Consider the following 1,480-nt stretch of genomic DNA (forward strand, 5'->3'; position numbering starts at 1 on the left):
ACGGCCAGCACCTCGCCGCCGGCCTCGCCCCGGGCCGCGCAGTGCAGCAGCGTGGCCGAGATGGGCGTGGTCCTGCCGCGGGCGTCGAACGTGACCGCGGCGGCCAGCCAGTCGGCCAGCCAGACCGCCCGCTCCACCCCGGCGGCCGTACCCAGGTGGCGCAGCGCCACCAGCAGCCCGGCGAGCATGTCGTCACCGCTCGGGGTGAGGCCGGGGCCCAGCCCGATGAGCTGCTCGGCGGCCGTGAGACTGCGCAGCAGCGAGGCCTCCGCGCAGCCGTCGGCCAGCAGCTCCGCGGCTCCGCCGCCCTCCAGCCCCGGACGCCTGGGGGAGGCGTCGCACAGCTCGGCCAGCAGGGGCAGCGAACGCGCCAGCCGTACCGGGTCGACCGGACCGAGCGGCGGAGCCGGGTCCCACCAGCGGCGGACCCGCAGGCTGAGCCGTCCGAGCTCGATCGAGCCGTCCCCCACCCAGGCCTCGCCGCCCACCGCGACGCGCGGCACGGGGTCGGCGACGACCATCGCGTTGGGCAGCCGGACGGCGTCCCCGGTGACCACCGCGATCACGTGCGGTTCGAGCTCGGTGCGCACCTCCAGGTAGATCCCGGCGGGAAACGCCGCCAGCACCCGCGCCGGACGGCGGGGCGACTCCAGCAGCGGCCGCAGCGCCGTGCTGGCCGCGCCGGTCGCGTACGTCCGCGCCGGGATCCGCCGCGCCCCCGGGCGCGTTCCAACGGTCATCGGACCTCCCCATCCATGAGCCCGACGCTAGAGCGGAGCCCGAGCACCCCGTACGGAGAAAGCTGCCAACAGTCCGCGCAAAGGTTGGCTCTTCCTGACAGACGGTCCTATCGGTCACAATCGCCTCATGGAGCCCCCTGTACGCCTGGCCAGCACCGGCACGATCATCCACGGCGTCTCGGTCGGGGAGGTCCTGGGCGTCTCGACGCTGGCCGGCGCCCGCCTGATCGCGGGCGCCGGAGGGCTGGACCGGGTCGTGCAGCGGCTCAACGTGATGGAGGTCCCGGACATCCTCGCCTGGGTCAAGCCCCACGAGCTGCTGCTCACCACCGGCTACCCGCTGCGCAACACCCCGCAGTCGCTCGACCGGCTGGTGGCCGACCTGGACGAGCGGGGCCTGGCCGCGCTCGCCATCAAGCTCGGCCGCTACCTGGACGAGCTGCCCGGTGAGATGGCCGAGCAGGCCGACCGGCTGGGCTTCCCGCTGATCCTGCTCCCCGACGACGTCGGCTTCGACGACATCCTCAACCAGGTCCTCACCGACATCCTCAACCGGCAGGCCGCGGTGCTGGCCCGCGCCGAGGAGGCGCACCGGGCGCTGGTGGCGGTCGTGCTGGCCGGGGGCGGGCTGCGCGAGGTGGCCGCCGAGGTGGCCGGACTGCTCGACGTGGCGGTGGCCGTGCTCGACGGCGCCGGCCAGGTGCTGGCGTCGGCGGGGCCGGCCGACTGCCCTGGCCGCG

At 75.3% G+C, this 1,480-nt stretch carries 2 protein-coding genes; one reads left to right on the plus strand and one right to left on the minus strand.

Features of this window, described 5'->3' with window-relative positions:
* Positions 1–740, minus strand: a 740-nt coding sequence (locus ACWJ6R_RS36185; protein ID WP_449066522.1) for an oxamate carbamoyltransferase subunit AllH family protein, incomplete at its 3' end; no start/stop codon positions are given.
* Between the two features lie 127 nt (positions 741–867).
* On the opposite strand from ACWJ6R_RS36185, the gene ACWJ6R_RS36190 reads away from it, so the two are divergent.
* The coding region (locus tag ACWJ6R_RS36190) for a PucR family transcriptional regulator ligand-binding domain-containing protein (protein WP_449066523.1) at positions 868–1,480 on the plus strand (613 nt) is incomplete at its 3' end.

The sequence above is a fragment of the Planomonospora algeriensis genome (assembly GCF_977012225.1).